Source organism: Meiothermus sp. (genome assembly GCF_026004115.1).
Taxonomy (GTDB): Bacteria; Deinococcota; Deinococci; order Deinococcales; family Thermaceae; genus Meiothermus.
Window position 1 is genome coordinate 2,613,789 of the sequence record NZ_BPIM01000001.1, and the last position, 16,204, is coordinate 2,629,992.

At 59.0% G+C, this 16,204-nt stretch carries 17 protein-coding genes; 10 read left to right on the forward strand and 7 right to left on the reverse strand.

The features are described 5' to 3' along the window. The first annotated feature begins 3 nt into the window (after positions 1-3). Together Q0X23_RS12720 and Q0X23_RS12725 are read left to right on the forward strand one after the other, a co-directional pair. Positions 4-1,170: a polysaccharide deacetylase family protein gene (locus tag Q0X23_RS12720; RefSeq protein WP_297860635.1), complete on the forward strand. Its 1,167-nt coding sequence runs from the start codon at positions 4-6 to the stop codon at positions 1,168-1,170. 93 nt (positions 1,171-1,263) lie between these two features. Next, positions 1,264-2,376 (forward strand): acyltransferase family protein, encoded by a 1,113-nt coding sequence (locus Q0X23_RS12725; protein ID WP_297860636.1) that lies wholly within the window; start codon positions 1,264-1,266, stop codon positions 2,374-2,376. A 243-nt stretch (positions 2,377-2,619) separates the two neighbouring features. On the opposite strand, the gene Q0X23_RS12730 is transcribed toward Q0X23_RS12725, so the two are convergent. Then, complete coding sequence (locus Q0X23_RS12730; RefSeq protein ID WP_297860637.1) at positions 2,620-2,766, reverse strand: hypothetical protein; 147 nt, start codon at positions 2,764-2,766, stop codon at positions 2,620-2,622. Between the two features lie 41 nt (positions 2,767-2,807). Then, positions 2,808-3,248 (reverse strand): hypothetical protein, encoded by a 441-nt coding sequence (locus Q0X23_RS12735; RefSeq protein WP_297860638.1) that lies wholly within the window; start codon positions 3,246-3,248, stop codon positions 2,808-2,810. 443 nt (positions 3,249-3,691) lie between these two features. Here Q0X23_RS12735 and Q0X23_RS12740 point away from each other — a divergent pair, with 443 nt between their 5' ends. The 3 genes from Q0X23_RS12740 (at position 3,692) to Q0X23_RS12750 (ending at position 5,631) form a co-directional block, all read left to right on the forward strand. Beyond that, entirely contained in the window at positions 3,692-4,312 is a 621-nt protein-coding gene (locus Q0X23_RS12740) for a ubiquinol-cytochrome c reductase iron-sulfur subunit (protein ID WP_297860639.1), read from the forward strand. Beyond that, the gene (locus tag Q0X23_RS12745; protein WP_297860640.1) at positions 4,313-4,738 is read left to right on the forward strand and encodes an EamA family transporter; all 426 of its coding nucleotides are present in this window, start codon (positions 4,313-4,315) and stop codon (positions 4,736-4,738) included. A gap of 62 nt (positions 4,739-4,800) precedes the next feature. Continuing rightward, the gene (locus Q0X23_RS12750; RefSeq protein ID WP_297860641.1) at positions 4,801-5,631 is read left to right on the forward strand and encodes a universal stress protein; all 831 of its coding nucleotides are present in this window, start codon (positions 4,801-4,803) and stop codon (positions 5,629-5,631) included. Positions 5,632-5,757: 126 nt separating this feature from the next. On the opposite strand, the gene Q0X23_RS12755 is transcribed toward Q0X23_RS12750, so the two are convergent. The 3 genes from Q0X23_RS12755 to Q0X23_RS12765 form a co-directional block, all read right to left on the reverse strand. Continuing rightward, positions 5,758-8,052: a glycoside hydrolase family 15 protein gene (locus Q0X23_RS12755; RefSeq protein WP_297860642.1), complete on the reverse strand. Its 2,295-nt coding sequence runs from the start codon at positions 8,050-8,052 to the stop codon at positions 5,758-5,760. Then, complete coding sequence (gene zwf / locus Q0X23_RS12760) at positions 8,052-9,494, reverse strand: glucose-6-phosphate dehydrogenase (RefSeq protein WP_297860643.1); 1,443 nt, start codon at positions 9,492-9,494, stop codon at positions 8,052-8,054. The genes Q0X23_RS12755 and zwf overlap by 1 nt, the downstream gene beginning before the upstream one ends. A gap of 85 nt (positions 9,495-9,579) precedes the next feature. Beyond that, a complete protein-coding gene (locus tag Q0X23_RS12765; RefSeq protein ID WP_297860644.1) occupies positions 9,580-10,077 on the reverse strand; it encodes a DUF1003 domain-containing protein in 498 nt (165 codons plus the stop codon). A 24-nt stretch (positions 10,078-10,101) separates the two neighbouring features. Between Q0X23_RS12765 and Q0X23_RS12770 the strand changes: the two genes are divergently transcribed. The 5 genes from Q0X23_RS12770 to Q0X23_RS12790 are packed head-to-tail and all read left to right on the forward strand — an operon-like array spanning position 10,102 to position 13,599. After that, positions 10,102-10,944, forward strand: coding sequence for a sulfite exporter TauE/SafE family protein (locus tag Q0X23_RS12770; protein WP_297860645.1), 843 nt, complete (start codon positions 10,102-10,104; stop codon positions 10,942-10,944). After that, positions 10,941-11,300: a DUF1634 domain-containing protein gene (locus Q0X23_RS12775; RefSeq protein WP_297860646.1), complete on the forward strand. Its 360-nt coding sequence runs from the start codon at positions 10,941-10,943 to the stop codon at positions 11,298-11,300. Before Q0X23_RS12770 ends, Q0X23_RS12775 begins: the two co-directional genes overlap by 4 nt. A 9-nt stretch (positions 11,301-11,309) precedes the next feature. Continuing rightward, entirely contained in the window at positions 11,310-12,218 is a 909-nt protein-coding gene (gnd, locus tag Q0X23_RS12780) for a phosphogluconate dehydrogenase (NAD(+)-dependent, decarboxylating) (RefSeq protein ID WP_297860647.1), read from the forward strand. Then, positions 12,208-12,855 carry a 6-phosphogluconolactonase gene (locus Q0X23_RS12785; protein WP_297860648.1) on the forward strand — a complete coding sequence of 216 codons (648 nt, stop codon included), beginning with the start codon at positions 12,208-12,210 and terminating at the stop codon, positions 12,853-12,855. Before gnd ends, Q0X23_RS12785 begins: the two co-directional genes overlap by 11 nt. 12 nt (positions 12,856-12,867) lie before the next feature. Next, positions 12,868-13,599 carry a GNAT family N-acetyltransferase gene (locus Q0X23_RS12790; RefSeq protein ID WP_297860649.1) on the forward strand — a complete coding sequence of 244 codons (732 nt, stop codon included), beginning with the start codon at positions 12,868-12,870 and terminating at the stop codon, positions 13,597-13,599. 122 nt (positions 13,600-13,721) lie between these two features. Here Q0X23_RS12790 and Q0X23_RS12795 read toward each other — a convergent pair whose 3' ends face one another. After that, positions 13,722-14,933, reverse strand: a complete 1,212-nt coding sequence (locus tag Q0X23_RS12795) for a S1C family serine protease (RefSeq protein ID WP_297860650.1) — start codon at positions 14,931-14,933, stop codon at positions 13,722-13,724. A 167-nt stretch (positions 14,934-15,100) separates the two neighbouring features. Continuing rightward, a complete protein-coding gene (locus tag Q0X23_RS12800; protein WP_297860651.1) occupies positions 15,101-16,090 on the reverse strand; it encodes a PIG-L deacetylase family protein in 990 nt (329 codons plus the stop codon). Between the last annotated feature and the right edge of the window lie 114 nt (positions 16,091-16,204).

Sequence of the window (16,204 nt, forward strand, 5' to 3'; positions counted from 1 at the left end):
CCCTTGCCTAAAATCGTGCCGGTGGTGCCCGGCGAAACTCAGCCCGTTGCTCCTGGAACCCGGATCGCTCAAGCGCTGCCCCAGCTCGAGATACTTCCTTCCATTCCCGAAGTGCGCAAAGTTGAGTACGCCTCCAATGGCTTTATCGAGGTGGCTCACGCCCTGGTGCTGATAAGCGATACACAACCGGCCTATATGTTGCGCAAGGCCCAGCAGGTGGTTAACCGGGTGTTTATGGCCCGGCCTAGCCTATCCGAGGTGGATGTTTCACTGTATCGGCAAGACCAATACGCTGGCTTCGGCGGTCCTCTGCCACACTTTACTGCCTCGGTACCTCGAGCCCGACTCGAGGCTTTCGAGCGCCTGACCCCTACGAACTTCCAAAGCTATGAACGGTTGTGGGCCAATCCCCGCGACTACCTCTATGGCCCTTTTCGTAGCCCCAGCGACGATCTGGAAATTGCTCTGCATTTCCAGGGCTCTCCCGCCCAGCTTATAGCCCAACAGCTCGAGCAAGCGGCTGCAGCCCTCCAGGGTGGGGCCGTAGGAAACCGCTTCTACCACGGCAACCCTGCCCTTCCCTTGGCAGCTCTCACATTCGATGACGCCCCGCATCCGCTTTTTGCCCCGCTGCTTTTGGACACCTTACGTCGGATGGGGGTCAAAGCCACCTTCTTTTGCATTGGACGTAACGCCCTGGCCTATCCCTACTTCGTTCGTGACATGGTTCACGAGGGTCACGAGGTCGGCAATCACACTTTTCATCACGTCCGCCTCAACAACCTCGATAAAGCCAGGGTTCTGATGGAGATTCAGTCTGCAAATCAGCTGCTTGAGGGCATTACTGGGCGCTCGGTGCGCTACTTCCGTCCCCCTGGGGGGCGCTTCTCGCCTACCGTGCTCGAGGTCATGCGCGAGCTAAACATGACCTTGGTCTTCTGGACCGACGATCCTGGCGACTTCCAAAATCTACCCGAGGCCACCCTTGAGAGCCGCCTAGATCGTAGGCTCCGCCAAGGAGGGATTGTGTTGCTCCATGACAATGTGCGCTCGACCCTCGAGATTCTGCCAAATTTCCTGCGCCTTGCCGAGCGGCGGGGAATCCGACTGGGCACGGTAGATGATTTGGCTCAAAACCGTCTTAGCACGACACTCCCGCCGAGCCCTTGACCAAACGAGAATAGTTCGGTATCACCGCAGTTTTCCCTTTTTGAATTCAAATGCTTTTCATCGCCAGGGACTTATCAATAGGGGGTTGAAAGTATGACATATGTTCAGAAAAAGCAGGACACCCCACTGCCTTTGCACAAAACCCCCGGACGTTTAGACTCGCTGGATGTGTTCCGCGGTCTCACTATCCTGCTGATGCTGCTAGTAAACAACGTTGCCCTTGACGCCCAAACCCCGTATCTGCTGACCCATGCACCCTGGAATGGTGGGGTGTATCTGGCCGACCTGGTGTTCCCCTGGTTCTTGCTGGCTGTGGGTGTAGCCATCCCCTTCGCGGCGACAAGCTTCCGGAAGAAAAATCTCCCAGGCTGGCGCTATGACCTCAAGGTTCTCCAACGGAGCATCTTGCTTTTTGGGTTGGGTCTGGCAATCGTTAGCAGTATAGCCAAGCGCCCCGTCTTTGCACTGGACGTGCTTCAGCTCATCGCAATGGCTTATCTGGTCGCGGCTTTGCTGTACGACCTTCCCGTCCATCGCCGGGCGATGATCGCGGGGTTTTTTCTAGTGGCTTACTGGGCGGCCATCCGCTACTTGCCGGTACCAGGGGTAGGACGGCCCATTTTCGAGGAAGACCAAAACCTGATCCTGCACTTCAACAACACCTTTTTGAACGCGGTTAATCTGCGGGGGCTGCTCTCGGTAATCCCGACATCGGCTTTGGTGATGCTGGGAAGCCTGATCGGGGATTTATTCCGCCTCGAGATGTCCTTTTTACGCCGCACGGCCTGGCTTTTCGGGATCGGCCTGGGCCTCACTGCCCTGGGAATGCTGTGGAATCTCAGCCTGCCCTATAGCAAAACTTTCTGGACTCCTTCCTATATTTTGCTCGCGGCGGGATTGGGCGCTCTCCTGCTGGGGGTCTTTCACTGCCTGGTGGACGCCCGGGGCTGGCGCGGCTGGGCCTTCCCGCTCAAGGTGTTTGGTTCGAACGCTCTTTTTGCCTACGTGGTGCCGATCCTGGTCAAGGTTTGGCTGTTGCAGGGAATGAAGATAGATGGAGCCTCGGTTCAACAGTATGTTCTCAATTTCTGGCAAGGCTTGGCCGGGAGTTATGGCGGAGGCTGGCTCTATACCCTCAGCTACATCGCTTTCTGGTGGCTGGTGCTGTGGGGGCTGTATTGGAGGGGAATTTTCTTGCGGGTTTGAGAGCCGTTCCTACGAATAATACCAACCTGGACAGTTAGCCTTGAGGGTTGTTCCAAGTTCCGTCAATCGGCGACCGTTTCCCTTACTGCTTCTCTCAAAATCAGCTGCGGGATATTATGTTGCAAAGTTCCCTCTATGCAGCAAGCCCACTAACGGTAGGCGTTGTAGACCAATGCCTTGACCCGGCACTCCCGCATCTGCAGGCGGGGTTTGCGCGAACGCACCCCCTCACCGAACTATACGTTACTTGCGTTTGAGCACCGATATCACCGTCTCGCTCTTCCAGCGCTGCCCAAACAGACCGTCGAGCCACCCCTCGCTCCGCTCGGCGAAAATACGCCTCGCCTGAGATACCAACTCGGCTCGCGCCTTGCGCTCCGTCGCCTTCAAAGCCCCCCTACGCCGAACCGGCGGAATCAGGTCACGCAACCCTACCCCCGTCCATCAAACCCAGCGTCGGCCAGGATGATCCAGCGCCCGCGTTGCCCATAAGGGCTCACCCTGCGTTTGAGCGTGGAGAGATGGGAGCTGTCCCCACTGGGGCCTCTACCCGAGAGCACACTCAGGATCAGCTGACTGCGCGTCCCCACAGCATAGGTTCCCTTCACCCATGCCCGAAAGGGTTTACCCCGCCGGGTCTGAAAGCAGGCGCGGGCCTGGGTGGGGCGAAACCCGGTGCTATCTAAGGCTACGGCCTCCTCCACCACCCCTAAGCTTTGCAATAACTGCCGGCTCATCTCATCCAGGTGACTTGCACGAAAGCGCTGATACATCCGGCTGAGGGTGCTGTAGTGAGGCGCCGCTTCAAGTCCCAGTTCCTCCCGGAGTTCCTGGCTCATATGCAAAAGCTCTACAAAGTCACGGTAGCTCATCTTGAAGTAGAAAGACATCAAAACGCAGGCGGCCAGTTGGGGGAGGGGTGTATTTCTTGGGGCTGTTGGGGTGGCTGTACTTGGGAAAGACCGTTGGGGTTTGGGCATAGATGATTCGCGCAACCTGCAGGTGGAGACTCCGTCGTGGCTGGGTTGCTATACCCGCCCGGCGAGAACGTTTTGGGGAGCGTTGTTGACCCATCAGGCTCCATTATTACAAACCTTGCAACAGAGCAAAGTTTTGTCGTGTGCTAAGGGGCCCGACTTTTTACCGAACTTAAACCATACCCAGCTACCCTCTAGGCTGTGCTTGCGGATGCAAGCCGAGGAGAGACAGCCATGAAGAATACCGTACTCAAAACCTCCAGCCCGTTGTCGATAGTGGTGCTTTCCGGTTTGGCCTTAGGGCAGGGTTACAGCATTGCCCTGGAGTAGTGAGTGTTATGGAAGAGCGTGGAGCCCAGACGGAAGAAGCGGAAGAGCGGGCTATGCCTACCCGCCGGGCGGTCTTGCAGGCCGCCATCGGTACTGCGTCGATATTTACTGCTTTATCTGTTCTGTATGTAGGGGCGGGTTTGATCCCAAGAGTCACCAAGACCCCCGAGAACGCACCGCCCCAGGTCGGAGATATCCTGGTCTATGCTACCGGGGACAAAATAAACCAATCGGTTCAGGTGACGGACCTGCCCGAAGGAGGGCCGTTTCTGCTGGCCTTTCCCATGGATCCCAAGACAAAAGTAGTGCGCAACAAGGAACTTAAGAACACCCTATTGATCCTAAAGCAAGCCCCCAGCAGCTACGATCCTCAAGTAGCTGCCCATGTATCCGAGGGCGTTGTTTGCTATTCTGCCATCTGCACGCATCTGGGCTGTACGGTAAGTCTGTGGGAGGCTAGTCAGAAGTTGCTACGATGCCCCTGTCACGGCGCACTCTATGACCCTCGCCTCGACAAAGTGGTGGGTGGGCCAGCACCTCAGCCCCTGGCCCAACTGCCCATTCGTATAGAGGGCTCCCAAATCGTGGTAGCGGGCGAGTTCCTGGGCCCGATAGGAGCACAGGTTTAGATGGCAAACTGGGCGGTGTGGGCTCTGCTCTCAGCCTTCTTCGCGGCTCTGACTGCCATTCTGGCCAAGCTGGGCCTTCGTGGCGTAGATTCTGATTACGCCACCCTGATTCGCACTTTTCTGATTTTTTGGGCTTTGTTGGGGTTTGTGGTGTTGACAGGAAAATGGAGCGATCCCCTGAGCCTGCCGGGTTCTACCTGGCTTTTTCTGGGGCTCTCGGCACTGGCTACCGGGGCCTCCTGGGTGGCTTACTTCCGGGCTTTACAGCTCGGCGAAGCCCACCGGGTGGCCCCGGTGGACAAGCTTAGTGTGGTGCTGGTGGCTCTACTGGCCATGCTTTTTCTTGGAGAACGCCCGAGCCTGCGGGAATGGATGAGTATCACCCTGGTCACCCTGGGGGTACTGGTACTGGCTCTCAAGCGCTAGCCTGTAAATAGGCTTTTGGGTCTGCAGATGTCTTTTGAATCCCGTGTCTGAAAGGAGTGTGTATGTTCGAACGAATCCTGGTTCCCTACAACAGCGGTACTAGTGCCCAGATGGCCTTGCAGCAGGCCATTCAGATCGCCCAAAGTCACGGCGGAATTATCCACGGGCTCAACGTCTTTGACCCGGCGCCCTATCAGAACGAACCTCTGCTAATGGACATGGGCAACGGCCTGCCGCCCCAGCCCGTAGATCCAAATCTATCTGTGGAGGCCCATCTGCTTAAAATTGCCGAGGATCGAGCTAAGGAGAGTCTTGATCACTTCGAGCGTGAATGCCAAGCTTCCGGTGTGCGTTTTACCTCTGAGTTGCGTATGGGGAATGTGGCCTACCAGGTGCTTGAGGCCGCTCACCAGGCTGATCTAATGGTATTGGGCAGACCCACAGAGACCCGCAAGTTGCGTGGCCTGGTGGATACCTGGGTGCGCCGCAGCCCTGTACCGGTATGGTTGGCGGTGGAGGCCCCGACACAACCTCAGCAGGTACTACTGGCTTACGATGGCGGGACGCGTGCAGCGGATGCACTACAGGTAGCGGCCCGACTGGCCCAGAGCTGGCAGCTACCTCTGGGACTGCGAGTCGTACGGGAGGTGGGCCGAGTGGACGAGGCGACCCTGAAACAGGCCGAGGGTCTATTGCACGAGCTGGGCATAGACCCTGTTTCTGCGGAACTACTTTCGGGACGTCCGGTGGAAATGCTGCTCTCGCTGACTGAGCCAAGCTCTATTTTGGTAATGGGCACCCATGGTCACGGGGTTTTTTGGGGTCTACGCTTTGGCCGAACGGTGGACGGATTGGTACAGGGAGCCAGGGGAGCCTTGCTGATTTGCCCCTGAGAACTGGAGATCCTTGGGTGCACCACTGCGCCCGATACAGGCGCTGGTGAGACGAACGCCTCCGAGAGGTGTTATGTCTGGACTTACGCGGTGCTGAAGATCCCCGATAAAATGGGCCTCCGGTAACTAGGGAGGCCCAATGAATTGGAGAATCTCCACCCTGTAGTCCCGCCCTTCCCACCCCTCCTCGAAGCGCCGGGTGAACTCGAGCGAGCGGTGCCCCTCGAGCTTTGCAGCATTGAGCTGAACCCCAAAACACCCCAGCCCCAGCGCGGTGGCAGGCAGCTCCTGTACCCCTTGCCAGCCGTCAAAGCCAAAGTGCAAGGTGAAGCGCCGCGTCGCCTCGACCCGGAGGGTTTGGTCGGGGCGGATGACCCGGTAGGGCGTGTCGGTGCGCCAGTGCAGGATCTCGGGAGGGCGGGGGCTTTGATAGCGCTGGGCTACCTCCTGGAACCACTCGCTGGGATGTGCTTGCTGCCAGGCCAGGAAGAGCTTGAGGTACTCGGCATGGGCCCAGACCAAAGGCATCGCGCTGCCGGTGGGCCGCCCGGGAAATAGGCCCCGTTCGGGGATCGGCGGGCTGTCCCAGACCTGCTCCGGGATCAGCCCCCCCAGGCTGGCCGCACGTGCCATGGCCCAGAGATGGGGCCGGGGGTCTTCCCCCGCCAGAAGGGCGTAGTGGCCACGCTCCCCGCTCAGCAGGGGCCAGGCCCGGCCCACCCCGTTTCCGTCAAAGGGAGTCCCGTCGGGGTGCTCGCCGTAGCCGTCGTGGTTGTAGCGGTGGTAAAAAGGACCGCTGGGAGTCTCCACCCGCAGCAGAGCCTCTGCCAGCCGTAGGGTATCGCGGATGCGGGGGTCATGCGGCGAGCGCAGCCCAAGCCGTACCAGGTAGAGAAACTCCAGCCCCACCAGCTCCTCGGCCGCTACCTGCTCACCCTGGCGGTTCTGCACCAGCACCCGGCCCCGTAGGCCCATCGTCCCTGGGGGTCGGATGCGCACGTAATGGCCCCGCACCCCGTGCTGATGGTCAAGGGGGGTATTCTCCACAAAGGTCCACTCCTCGATCCGCTCGTTCCAGGCATCGGCCAGTGAGAGGGCGTAGCTTCGCTCGGGTTCCTCCAAAAAGGCTGCCCCCGCCACCAGCGCGGCCACCTCTACCCCCAGGGTGAAGGGGTTGGCTCCAGCGTTCTCCTCCCAGCGGTCTTGGGGGCTATAGGGGCCGTTTTGGGCGATAAAACCAAGAGCCTTTTGCACCATCCGCTGCACCTGGGCCCGCTCGGCTAACCCCCCCTCTTCTTCCAGCCGCGCCGCCAGTAGCACCGGTAGGGCTACCTCGTCGAGCTGGAGGCCCTGCCAGTAGGCCCGCCCATCGGGGTAGAAGTTCTGCTGCCAGCTTCCATCGGGCCGCTGAGTGGCCACGAGGTAGGCCAGCATCCGCCGGGCGTCCTGCACCTGGCCCGCCGCAAGCAGGGCCATCCCGGCTTCCACCGCGTCGCGCGGCCAGACCAGGTGGTAGCCGCCGGGGTCGTCGTGGGAGGAGCCCCAGGGGGTGGAGAGGCTGGCCACCACCGCCCCGGGGTAGGTCGCATCCTCATGCACCCGCAGCACCATGGCCGAGGTACGGGCCATCCGGGTGAGTTCCGGACTCGCTCCCTCGACCTTGAGCCCCCTAGCCCAGGCCTCCCAGCCCTCCAAGTAGCGTGCCCGCACCGCCCCGTAGCCTTCAGCCAGGCTCGAGGCGGCCAGGGTGTGTGCCCCCTCTGGGATCTTGGCAAACCCCAGGGCCAGCACCCCCGCGGGGGCCAACAGTTCGCCCATCAGGGCCACATTGCCTCCCTTGGCCTGGCGGAAGCCCCAGGTCATGGCCCCGTTCCGTTGAAAGTCCTGCCAGCCGTCGGAAAAGCCCACAAAACCCGCACTGGCCCGGGTAAATCCTGGTGCGGCCAGGAGGGCCAGCGCGGCCATCCCTTTCTGGGCATAAAGCACCGACCCCTCCACCCAGGCGGTGTTGTCGTGGCCGCTGCTGCTCAGGTGGGGGGCCAGCAGCGGATACAGCCGGAAGCCTTCTCCTTCCAGCCGGTAGTACACCAAGACCACATCGCGGCTGGGATCGGCCAGGAACTCCAGGTTCAGCGTGTAGCCCTCGCCCCGGTGCAGCACCTGGGGTAGGGGTATCTCGGGGGCCGGGGTCGAGAGGGTATAGGAGCGCACCCGCTTGACCTCGTGCCAAGCCCCCTCGCGGGCCACGATGAAGCCCAGGTCGCGGATCTGCGGCTCGCCGGTAGAGGGCCAGAAGACCTCGTTAAGGATGCCGTGCCCCAGGGTGAACCAGACCCGGGAGATGCCCAGGGCCGCGCCCACCAGATCCTTATCGCTGGAGGCCCAGGTAGGAGGAATGCCCGGCGCGCCAAAAGCTTCCATCAATCGCCTCCTAAGGGCCGCCATGCGTGGCCGTCGTCCATCAACCGGGCCATTCCCAGCGGCCCCTCCGATCCGGCGGAGTAGGGCTCGGGCTGACCGAGCTTCCAGGCAGCGAGCACCGGCTCCAGAATGCGCCAGGCCCACTCCACCTCGTCGAAACGCAGGAAGTGGGTTCGGTCGCCCTGTAAAGCATCCAGCAGAAGCTGCTCGTAGGCCGTGTAGGGGGCATCGCCGGGCTGTTCGTAGGGGGCCTCGAGGACTACCGGTCGGGCCTCGAGCGCGAGCCCCGGGATCTTGGCCCAGGCCACAAGCTCGAGGGATTCCCGGGGCTTCATACGCAAAACCAGCCAGTTGCACCCAGGGGCCTTGGGGCCAAAGAACCGCATGGGCACGTCGTGGAACTGCAGCGCTACCTCGGCGTAGTCGGCGTGAAGCCGTTTGCCGCTGCGCAGATAAAAGGGCACCCCGCGCCAGCGCCAGTTATCCACATACAGCTTGAGGGCGGCGAAGGTCTCGGTGGTGGAGGCGGGCGGGATGTGCGCTTCCTGCCGGTAGCCCGGTACCGCCTGCCCCCCCAGGCTTCCGGCGGCGTACTGCCCCCGTACTGCAAAATCGTCCACCTGCGCCGCTGGGATGGATCGCACCGAGCGCAACACCTCAACCTTGTGCTCGCGCAGCACCTCGGAGTCCCATACCGAGGGGGGCTCGAGGGCCATCAGGGTAAAAAGTTGCATCAGATGGTTTTGCAGCATGTCACGTAAGGCCCCAGCACGGTCATAGTAGCGCCAACGGCCCTCCAGGCCGAGGGTTTCGGCGTAGGTAATCTGGACTTGCGCGATGTGCTGAGCGTTCCAGATAGGCTCCAAAAAGCGGTTGGCAAAGCGGAAGACCAGGAGGTTCTGGGTGGTCTCCTTGCCCAGAAAGTGATCGATGCGGAAGATCTGGTCTTCCCGCCAAAAGCGGTGCATCTGCCCACGCAGGGCCTCCGCAGAGGCCAGATCGTAGCCGAAAGGCTTTTCCACGATCAGACGGCGGAAACCCTGATTATCGCCATTCAGCCCAGCTTGCCCCAGCCCCTCCGCGGCCTGGCCGAATAGATCCGGGGGCAAAGCCAGGTAAAAGAGGGCGTTTTCGGTGAGATCTGCTCGTAGAACGGACAGCTTCTCGGGGCTCAGGTCGCCCGCGCGGTAAGCGATCCGCTCCCGCAGCCCGCCCCAGACCGCGGGATCGAACTCCGGCACAAAGCGGCGCAGGGCCTGCTCGAGGTGCGCCAAAAACTCCTCCCGCTTCCAGTCTTTTTCTGCATATCCTAGTAGCGATACCCCCTCCAGATGACCCCGCGTATATAGTCGGTACAGTGCAGGCATCAGCAGCCGCTGGGTCAGGTCACCGGTTGCACCCAGGATGACCAGGGTTGTGGCATCAGGCGTTTGTGAGTTCATATGCGCCTATGCTCTGTCTGCGGGGTTAGGATTTGGTAAAAAACAGGCTTCAGCCTCAAACCTATCGACCTCGAGCAACTCCAGCTCACGCATTTCCCGGGGAGGCTTGGTTTTGACTGAGCCGCAATGCTTCCTCCGCGGTCAGACCGTTTTTGATGGCCAGGGCCAGCAACAGACGGTTTTGATACTCGATATGCCTCAATAGGGTCTCGATTTCTTGCTCGGCCTTAACGTTAATCTCGTAGTCGTGCTCAGCACGTAGTTCCGCGTGGCGGCTTTGCAGATTTTGTCCAAGCATGATCAGGGGCATCAAAAAAAGCTGAATCATGTTTGATATGAACAGCCAAAATACGAAGGCCATTGGCGGATCGAATTTAAGGTGCGGTGGAGCCAAAAAGTTCCAGGAAAGCCACAACATCGTCCAGGTGAACACGATCAGAAAAAACCCCATACTGCCTACGCGTTCCGTGATCCAAACTGCAAGGCGTTCCAGGGGAGAAAGAGAAGCCTGATGAAGTTGGTTGACGTTGCGCACGGGTTTGCGCCGTTTTAGGATTTCGATAATATTGGGCGGTAGTTCCATAGCGTATAGAATACGCCTGTAGGCATGAGAGAACTCGAGCTCTCCCTTCTTTTGTTCCTGGGCAGTCTGCTGGCCGGAGGGGTGGGGGCCCTCACCGGGCTGGGCGGTGGGGTGATTTTGGTACCCATGTTGGTGCTGGGCTTCAAAGTTGATCTGCACTACGCCCTGGGGGCCTCGCTGGTCTCGGTTATCGCGACCTCGAGCGGGGCTGCTTCGGCCTATGTGCGTGAGGGGTTTTCCAATCTTCGCATCGGGATGTTCCTGGAGATAGCTACCACCCTGGGGGCCTTGCTGGGGGCTTACCTAGTAGGGATCCTTCCTAAAAGTTGGATCGCTACGGTGTTTGGCTTAGTGCTAATGTACTCGGCCTACCAGGGCTTCCAGGATCGACACAAAGATGAAGAACCCAGCACTAAGCCTTCTGACCCCTTAGCGGTGCGCTTGCGCATGGAAGGTACTTACCCCACCTCCCAGGGCCCCGTACCCTACCGGGTGTACCGTGTGCTGGCCGGATTTGGACTCATGGGGATAGCTGGGCTGCTTTCAGGGCTTCTGGGTATTGGCTCGGGGGCACTGAAGGTACTGGCCATGGATCGGGTAATGGGCCTGCCCTACAAGGTTTCCACCACCACCTCTAACTTTATGATTGGGGTAACCGCAGCGGCCAGTGCAGGGGTCTATCTTAGCCGGGGCTACATTGATCCCCTGCTGGCCATGCCGGTCATGCTGGGCGTGCTGATTGGCTCGTTGATGGGGGCTCGTATCCTAACCCGGGCTGCCCCGGCACGACTGCGGTTGCTTTTTGTTGGGGTGATCGCCCTACTGGGGGTGCAGATGATTTATCAGGGCCTTCGAGGCGGGCTATGAACGACCGGCAGATGGAACTATTCCTGGGTAACTTGCTGCGGGTAGGGTTGTTTCTGGCAGGGGGGGTGGTTTTGCTGGGAGGGGTACTCGAGCTCATGCACCATGGGTATGACGTCGTCCGCTTCGATATCTTTCGTGGAGAGTCCGCGGGCTTGCGCTCACTGGATGGCATCTGGAATGGGATCATTGCCGGTCAGCCCCGCGCCCTCATTCAGCTGGGAATCTTACTGTTGGTGGCTACCCCCTTGTTGCGGGTCGCTGTATCGGCCTTTCTCTTTGCTCGCCAAAAGGACGCTGTTTTTAGCACGATCACCTTGGTGGTGCTGTGTATCTTGCTGTATAGCTTGAATCATTAAGGGGGGATTATGCACGAGATCGGTATGGTTGGCTTGGGTCGCATGGGTGGTAACATGGCCCGGCGTTTGTTGAGAAAAGGCTTTAGGGTGGTGGGTTTTGATCGAGACCCAGAGGCGCTGCAAAGCATAGATTCCATCGTTCCGGCCCAATCCGTTAAGCACCTCTGTGAGCTGCTCAACCCACCTCGTCTGGTCTGGCTAATGCTTCCTGCAGGAAGCATTAGCCAGGCGGTGTTTCAAGAGCTTACCTCCTTGCTATCCCTGGGCGATTTGGTGGTGGATGGCGGCAATGCGTACTACAAAGACAGCCAGGTGCGTGGCGCCGCTTTGGCGGAGCGGGGCATACTCTTTGCCGATGTAGGGGTTTCTGGGGGGGTGTGGGGTTTGGAAATAGGATATGGCCTGATGGTCGGTGGTTCTAAAGAAACACTCCATAGGTTGCAGCCCTTTCTAGAAACATTAGCACCCGCATCCGATCGGGGCTGGGCGCACTTGGGGCCGGTAGGGGCAGGCCATTTTGCCAAGATGGTGCACAATGGTATCGAATATGGCATGATGCAGGCTCTGGCTGAAGGACTGGATTTGATTCGTCGAAAAAGTGAGTTCGGTATTGACCTGGCTGTCTTAACCCATGCTTGGCGGGAGGGCACCGTAATTCGAAGCTGGCTACTGGATCTGGTGGCCGAGGGGTTGCGGAAAGACCCCGAGCTTAAGGGCATCGCTCCGATAGTAGCCGACTCAGGTGAAGGGCGCTGGATGGTGTCGGAGGCTCTCGAGCTGGGGGTGGCCCTGCCAGCAATAACCAGCGCACTATTTGTGCGCTTTGAAAGCCAGGATCGAGAAGGGTATGACCGCCGTTTATTGGCCATGATGCGCCACATGTTTGGCGGCCATTCGGTAGAGTCCAATGGGCTTTAGCGTACAAGTCTCTCCCACCCCGGAAGCGGTGGCCGAGGCCTTGTCTGATAAGCTAGCTCAACAACTCCGACACGGTGGGCGGGCGGTTCTGGCGGGAGGGCAGACCCCTTTGCCAGCCTACGAGCAGCTAGGCCGGTGCGCGCTTCCCTGGGAGAAGATCGAGCTGGTTCCATCCGATGAGCGCTGTGTTGCACCCGAATCACCGCTTCGCAACGACCGCCAGATTGGCCGGGCGCTGGGCCTTGAGCAGGTATGCCTGCATCGCTTTCCTGTAGAACAGGGGTCGGTAGCAGCAGCCCTACAAATGGAACCTGTGGTTGCCCGCATGTTACCTTTTACAACCGTAGTGCTGGGCCTAGGGGAAGACGGACATACTGCTAGCCTGTTTCCAGGACTTCCAATACCGGCAAAGGCCCTGGTTGCGCCAGTGCTAAGAGCTCCAAAACCCCCACCCGAGCGAGTGACCCTCACTCCTCTGGCCCTGGCGCAGACTGAGCTGCTGGTATTGGTGGCAGTTGGCCTTTCCAAACGGGAGGCTCTGCGAAGGGTGCTGGCAGGGGAGGCCCTACCGCCCAATCAGATTAAGGCGCCTCAACGCATTGTATTTTGTGATCACGCAGCCTATCCTGATTCTTAAACCCACCGGTTGTTGGGCGATAGTTACAGAACGGATCGCTACAAACTACGACTTCTACCAGGCTACTATCTTGGTCAGGCTTTGATGACACCACCCCCCCAAAACCTCAGCAGGATTCGCCCCGCACAACCCGAAGATCTGGAAACCATGGGACGGGTCGCCTATTTGACTGGTTTTTTTGGTGAGTCTGCGGCAGTTTATTTCCCCAGCCTCTCCCTTTTTCGGGATCTTTGGATCAAACCCTATCTCTATGGTGCTGGGATGTGCAACTGGTTGGCTGAACTTGATGGGATAGTTGTTGGGTACATTGTTGGTGCATCCGATACACAAGTCTACAGGCAATACTTCTTACGTTCCGCTTTTGAAATGCTAAAGAACGCTATGGCGGGAAAGTATCCTGGCCTGGTTGGGTGCGTTCCCTACCTGCTCAGGGCTGCCTGGTACAGCAATCGTAGGGCTCCAGCAGAACTGTATCCAGCTCATCTACACATCAATCTGCTCCCCCAGGCAAGAGGATTTGGGCTCGGCCATCAATTGCTGGAAGCCCATCTGAACTGCCTGAGGGCAAGAGGTGTTCGCGGTGTTCAGCTTTCGACCACTCGAGAGAATGACAGGGCCCTTAAGCTTTATGAAAAGTTTGGCTTTGAGGTCTACATAGAGTGGAGAAGCCCGCTTTGGAAACCCTGGTTGGGCCGAGAAGCTACACATCTGACCTTGGTCAAAGACCTGAGGGCGCAATACTAGATCGAGCCGGTTCAACCCGGTTAGGCGTCGAACCAGCTCGATTGAAGTTATCCACGCAACCGAGAGTGAAAAATACTCCTAGCCCACAATACCTGACTATGCTAAGTATTCAGCAACCGCTTTCAGTTACTGGCGATAATTTGCGGCGTTACCGAGATACTGAGGGTTTTACCCTCGCGCCAGACTTTGAGGGTAACGGGCTGGTTATTGGCACCTTCCAGCACCCCCCGCAGGTCGTTAATGTCTTGGACTGGATTGCTGTTGGCTTCTAGGATAATGTCCCCATTGAGTCCCACCTGCTGTACTGAGCCATCCGGCGATTGCACCTGGATGAACCGAGTGGGTGCCTTAAGGCCAGCCTTTTCCGCAGGGGAACCCTTCTGTATGCTTTGAATCATCAGGCCCTCTTCAGGCAGGTTATTGGTTTGGAGTACTTGAGGACTATAGGCCGCCAGTGGTATCACCGAGACCCCCAGGCGCGGACGAGAGGCCAGGATTTCTGTGTCGCTAATATTTTTGCCTTGCTCGAGCGGAGCCAAATACTGCTTTGCCAGGTTTATTGGAATAGCGAAGCCTACCCCGGCGTTTTGGGCGTTGCCAAACTGGCCCGTGGGGGAGAGGATAGCGGTGTTGATGCCGATGACCTCGCCCCTGGAGTTGAGCAAAGGTCCGCCAGAGTTACCCGGGTTGATGGCCGCGTCGGTTTGGATCAGGGTCGGCACCAGCGCGTCTACTGCTCCTGGGTTGCGCCGTACCGCCGATACAATACCGGTTGAGACACTGTACTCCAATCCAAAGGGGTTCCCAATAGCAATAGCTTTTTCGCCCACCAGCACCCGGTCGGAGTTGCCCAGGGTAAGGGGCTTGAGCAGGTTGGCTGGAGCCTGCACCTGGATCACTGCCAGATCGAGGGCCTGGGCGCTTCCCAGCACCTTGGCGGGATAGAGCTTGGGGCCGTCCTTGAAGCGCACCGTAATCTGGTTGGCTCCCTGCACCACGTGATAGTTGGTCAGGATATGGCCCTGCTTATCCAGCACGAATCCTGAGCCGGTGCCCTGCTGGGGCTGAGGCTGCAAGAAGGGCGCAAAGGGTTGGAGGTTATTGGGTAGATTGGCGGCAGGGTTGCTGCGCACCGATATATAGACCACCCCCTCGCTGGCCGACTGGGCAATATCTACAGTGTTGCGCTCGTCGGGCAGAAGTCCCTGGAGCGCACTAGGAGCCGGACTGGAAGCGGCGCTGGGCTGACCCTGACTGAAAGCGAACCACAAGACTGAGCCGGAAATCACCGCCAACGCTAATAGGCTGGAGGTTTTGAGTACGGTATTCTTCATGGCTGTCTCTCCTCGGCTTGCATCCGCAAGCACAGCCAGAAGAGTAGGATTTGTAGGTTTAAGTTCGGTAAAAATACCTCCGGCCAACTACCGTGTGATGGGCCCAGCGTAGTAAGCAGGCTGGAACCGGTTCTTTTTCCAACCGGCGACGATAGACCGGGCTAACTTCAACGCAGCGGATGAGCCGAGGGCTCCGGCAGCGGTAGCGGGCTTAGAAGCTCGTTTTGCCGCACAAAGGCCTCCATGAAGCGCCCAATTATAACGATCTGGCTACGGTGGGCTCGGATAGCCTCGAGCTTTCCCGCGATTTGCTCCTGGCTTAGATCCACTCGTTCCCAAGGCAGCCCCCTGCCCCTTGGGGGGGGCTCGAGGGGAAGGTTGATGTGCATTCCCTTGGGCAGGGGCCACTCCAACCCCCCGTGCACGATCCAGAAGCGGCCTTTGCTCAGCTCTTGTCGCTTGCCTAAAAGGCGCAGGGCCAGGTCGCCGGTGGCTCGGTGGTCGGGGTGGGCGTCTTGAGGGCTGGGGGCCAGCACTACTGTGGGCTCGATCTGGTCAAACAACGTTTCCAGGTCGCGCTCGAGGTTTTCCCCTGTATAAAAGGCTCCTGGTGATTGGGTGCCGGGGTAGGGCACCCGGTTCACTCCGGTATGAGGAGCCGTAAAAGGCACATAATAATAGTCGAGAAAAAGCCGCAGAAGCCCCTGATCCGGATAGCCTAGAAAGTGCAGGTTGGCCTGGGGAATCCCCAGCACTCGGGCGGCCGCGCGGGCCTCGTTCATGCGCTGCTGGCCCAGCTCGAGCATGGCTTTATCGCCGGGGTCGGGGGTGCGGCGCAAGAGCACTGCGTCCCACTCAAACCCGTCGCCGCTGGTGAGCCAGATGATATAGACCTGGGCTCCGGCGGCCACAGCTTGTTGCAGCATCCCAGCGCAGCACAAGGTTTCGTCGTCGGGGTGGGGGGAGAGCAGGAGTACCCGGTCAGTTGAGCCGAATCCGGGTGCCCTGGGCAAAGCTGCAACATGTGGGGAGTAGTAGAGTCGGTAGCCCAGAGCGATTATGCCTGGTGCATTAATCCACAAGGCCAAAATCAACAACAGTAAAAAAAGGAGCAAGAAGCTTGTATGGCGTCGCCTAGGCCTGGGTTTCTTAATCATTACGGTTCTAGCGTTTGATCGTTTGAATGTGCAGAATGGATGGAGTAGTCGGCTTTACTTTAGCCTGCCCTAACCATTGTACCCCAATGTAGATCAGAGCAATGCTCAACAAGG